The sequence below is a fragment of the uncultured Metabacillus sp. genome, from assembly GCF_947503125.1.
In the GTDB taxonomy this organism is placed as follows: domain Bacteria; phylum Bacillota; class Bacilli; order Bacillales; family Bacillaceae; genus Metabacillus.
This window is the reverse complement of record NZ_CANNCR010000126.1, coordinates 1-3373: the sequence shown is the minus strand read 5'-3', so window position 1 is coordinate 3373 and position 3373 is coordinate 1. Positions and strand designations below refer to the sequence as shown.

The following is a 3373-nucleotide window of genomic DNA, read 5'->3' as shown; positions in this document are numbered from 1 at the left end:
TCGCAAAAAAGGGGCAACATATAAATTCTGATATTACAAAAAAGGGGCAACATATAAATTCTGATATTATAAAAAAAGACGCTAATGTTAATAAACAATAGCGCCCTATAACGGAAGACTTTAATTCGAGATAATTATTAATATGATCTTCAACTAAACGCACCTGATCGTAATATAAGGTTAACCAGATACTTCTTGTTGACCTTTTAGTTGAACAAAGGCGAAAAACCATAACTAATTTAAGACTGTGGTGGAATATATTCTCCTGTTTTTACATTAAAGCCAACTGCCTTCATTTTTGTCTGATCACTATTCCAACCTATCACTAATATTAGGTTAATATTTCTCTCTGTGTCTTTTCTGAGCATGAAATTAAAACCTTTCGCCCAATCCTTACCTGGATAAATACTGCCCATTTTCAGAGCTTTTTTAAGCAAATCTGGTGAATCATACTTAATATCTTTCATTTGTATAAACTCTTTTTTGGGGTAAGGAGAATCGCCCTTATTTGTCAAATCATTTATTTTATCAATTTTCCCATTATGGATGGTTACTAAAAAAAAATTATTAGTATCTGGGACTCCAAAAGCAATATTCCAAAATTTCCTTTTACCGTTACTGCCAATTGACTTTCCTGGCTTATCTAGGTCTATATTTACTGCATCTAATAATTGAGCGTTTTTATTCCATTCCAAAGCAGAAGGATAAGCTAAATCAATTGCTTGCTTTATTGATAATTCTTGGTGCTCAAAGACTTCTAATGTATCATCAGCTGATTTTATAAAACGAGCAGTTGCGTTTCCAACAGGACCAATAGAAATTAACAAAAGCAAGACAACAATTATTATTTTTTTCATTACTGGCACCCTTTTTTAAGGTGTATTCTTTCCAAATCTTATTCAATTATCCTGCCCCTATTGTTTAATACCAATTACTTCAAAAAAGTGATCCAGTTCAACTATTTTTCACAGGATAAAGACGCCTACTTAATTCAAGATAGGCGCCCGTTTACTGAACAATGATAGTTAAAACTATTCCAAAAATCATGGCTACGACTACTATCCAAACTGCTTCTAAGCGCATGAATGAATTGAGTGAACTCCGTTTTTTTGCAACTGCTATACTTCGCGCAACTTTTAGATTGATTGGTAAAAAGTATAAAGAAAAAAGAACCCCCCCTGAAAGCGAAATGCATAAATAAATTAGAATAGGGCTAGTAGTTAAACTTCCCACAACACTACCAACGACAAAGAATGGAATACCTGCCCAAATAAAAAAGGTCGGAATTAATAACATCAATGCAATTATGGCAAGTAGAAAATTTTGCTTTAGCACTTTTAAATAACTACTATAATAACAATACATGTTAGCCCTCCTTAAAATTAATTACAGCAATAATGCCCTAAAATGTAAATTAAACGCACTTTTTATTAGAGAATTGCGCCCTTTTCTGGAATAAAAGAGAAGAAGAGAGGCGACCACCTTTTGCAGCAATCGCCCCCTTAGTGAAAATAAAAGCCTGTAATAACTAACCTACGTTCGTTAAAGAAGCGAAAGTGATATAGCCCAATACTCCCAAGAGTTGAATGATAATTCCAACCACACTGCAAATTAAACCAGAATTCGCTATTCCTTTGCCACCTTCATTTGTTTTTATAATTTCTTTTAACGCTTTTCTGGAAAATACAATTCCTGCTACACCAAGAACTGCCCCAATAAAGGGTATTAGGATTGAAAGAATACCTAGAATTAAGGAAGTTATAGAATTACTATTTGTTTCAGCCATTCAAATCCCACCATTTCCTCATAAAATCAATATTAAAGCTCAAATATTTTCTTCAACTAAACTGCTATATTGCTTAATACCAATTATTTCAAATCCAATCAGTCAACTCAATCTTTTTTTCCAGAAAAAAAGCTTATCTTATTACGGATAAGCACCCATTAGTTTAAGTACATTACTTCACAATCTAATCTTATCAGTTAGCTTTTTTATCGCACTGACTACCACTTCGGGTTCATCATTTTGTATATAATGAGCACTGTTTTCAGCTATAACCAATTCACCATCAGAGGATATTTCAAGAATTGCTCTCTGCATTTCATTCCATAACTCTTGTGATTCCTTTGAATAATGAGCCTTTTTACCAGCTGAAAGAACAATTAGTGGTACATTTAATTTAAGTTTAGTTTCTTTTAACTGCTTTAGGCTTTCCATAAATTCATCATAATTGCCTTCATAAACGAATTGCTTGTTGTATGCTTGTTGAAACTCTTTTGACATCGTTGGAAGAAATCTTTCTCTGTAATCTTCAGGCGTAGAGTCAACCAAGACAAGTCCACAAACTTCATTTTCATATTCAGTTGCAAACATTCGCATATTAACTCCACCAAATGAATGACCTACTAATATGTAGGGAGGTTTAATCTTGGCTTCAATAAGAAGTTCCTTCAATTCTCTTACCATCTCACGACTGGTTCTGGGATTCGAACTTTTTTCACTTTTCCCAAGTCCTGCTCTATCATAAATTAAAACGTTAGTGAGCATTGAAATATCCTCAATTACTGAATCCCAAGCCTTGGAAAAATCTCCATATCCAGCGTCCATTACAATTGTTGGTTTTCCGATATTTTCTCCCACTAATTTAGCATATAAATTACAATGACTTAATTGCACAAACATTTCTTTAGTCATTTAGTCCATTCCTCTCATTTTGCCAACTAATTAACAATCCTTAGTTGAATAAATTCAACGAAAAGGTGCATTAATCCCAACGCACCCGATATTGAGTTAAATTAAGTTAAATCTTTTCTTTAATTTTTTCGATAACAGTCTTATAGATAGCCCAATTATTTTACTACCTTTATATCGGGATTTGTTATTGAATCACCAACGATTTCAAGGAAGTATTCTTTTTGTTGAGCATTTTCAAGTTTAAAGCTCATTTCTTTGGGTCTTTCGTTATTAATTTTTTCTATCACAACTTCTAAATTGATTTCTCCGTCTAAATTAAAGTCATTTCCTGTGAGTTCGAACCTTAGTGATTCACCTTTTTTTAATTTAGAACCATCAGCATTCATACTGCCTTGTGTTGCTTTCAACTCCTCGTTTTTATATACACCAATTTCTATAGAATAGATATCAAAATCAGCATTATTTTTGATATCTACAATAATATCACCTTTGTTTGATCCTATAGTTTTTTCTGAATTCCCACAAGCAGATACAAAAAATAATAGCAACATAGTAATTGCTAAGATCATTAATCTTTTCATAAAACCACCCCTTTTATTTCTTTCGTATTGTAAAAACTTTTATATTAAAAAAGTTAATAATCTTTGAATTTAAGGGCTTTAAATGCAAAAAACTTGC

General features: G+C 32.3%; 5 protein-coding genes. All 5 read right to left on the bottom strand.

Annotation, left to right across the window (positions count from 1 at the left end; translation table 11 throughout):
• Positions 1-239: 239 nt before the first annotated feature.
• The 5 genes from Q1B07_RS26320 to Q1B07_RS26300 all read right to left on the bottom strand — a co-directional run bounded on the left by Q1B07_RS26320 (position 240) and on the right by Q1B07_RS26300 (position 3276).
• Positions 240-857: a hypothetical protein gene (locus Q1B07_RS26320; protein WP_299095671.1), complete on the bottom strand. Its 618-nt coding sequence runs from the start codon at positions 855-857 to the stop codon at positions 240-242.
• Positions 858-1008: 151 nt separating this feature from the next.
• Complete coding sequence (locus Q1B07_RS26315) at positions 1009-1365, bottom strand: hypothetical protein (RefSeq protein WP_299095675.1); 357 nt, start codon at positions 1363-1365, stop codon at positions 1009-1011.
• 163 nt (positions 1366-1528) lie between these two features.
• Positions 1529-1786, bottom strand: a complete 258-nt coding sequence (locus tag Q1B07_RS26310) for a DUF4190 domain-containing protein (protein WP_299095678.1) — start codon at positions 1784-1786, stop codon at positions 1529-1531.
• A gap of 177 nt (positions 1787-1963) precedes the next feature.
• The gene (locus Q1B07_RS26305; RefSeq protein ID WP_299095680.1) at positions 1964-2695 is read right to left on the bottom strand and encodes an alpha/beta hydrolase; all 732 of its coding nucleotides are present in this window, start codon (positions 2693-2695) and stop codon (positions 1964-1966) included.
• A gap of 155 nt (positions 2696-2850) precedes the next feature.
• Positions 2851-3276, bottom strand: coding sequence for a hypothetical protein (locus Q1B07_RS26300; RefSeq protein WP_299095682.1), 426 nt, complete (start codon positions 3274-3276; stop codon positions 2851-2853).
• Positions 3277-3373: the final 97 nt, after the last annotated feature.

Bases quoted from the DNA above. Each gene is read 5' to 3' on its own strand.
- Q1B07_RS26320 (WP_299095671.1), bottom strand. From the start codon at position 857: ATGAAAAAAATAATAATTGTTGTCTTGCTTTTGTTAATTTCTATTGGT.
- Q1B07_RS26305 (WP_299095680.1), bottom strand. From the start codon at position 2,695: ATGACTAAAGAAATGTTTGTGCAATTAAGTCATTGTAATTTATATGCT.
- Q1B07_RS26300 (WP_299095682.1), bottom strand. From the start codon at position 3,276: ATGAAAAGATTAATGATCTTAGCAATTACTATGTTGCTATTATTTTTT.
- Q1B07_RS26315 (WP_299095675.1), bottom strand. From the start codon at position 1,365: ATGTATTGTTATTATAGTAGTTATTTAAAAGTGCTAAAGCAAAATTTT.
- Q1B07_RS26310 (WP_299095678.1), bottom strand. From the start codon at position 1,786: ATGGCTGAAACAAATAGTAATTCTATAACTTCCTTAATTCTAGGTATT.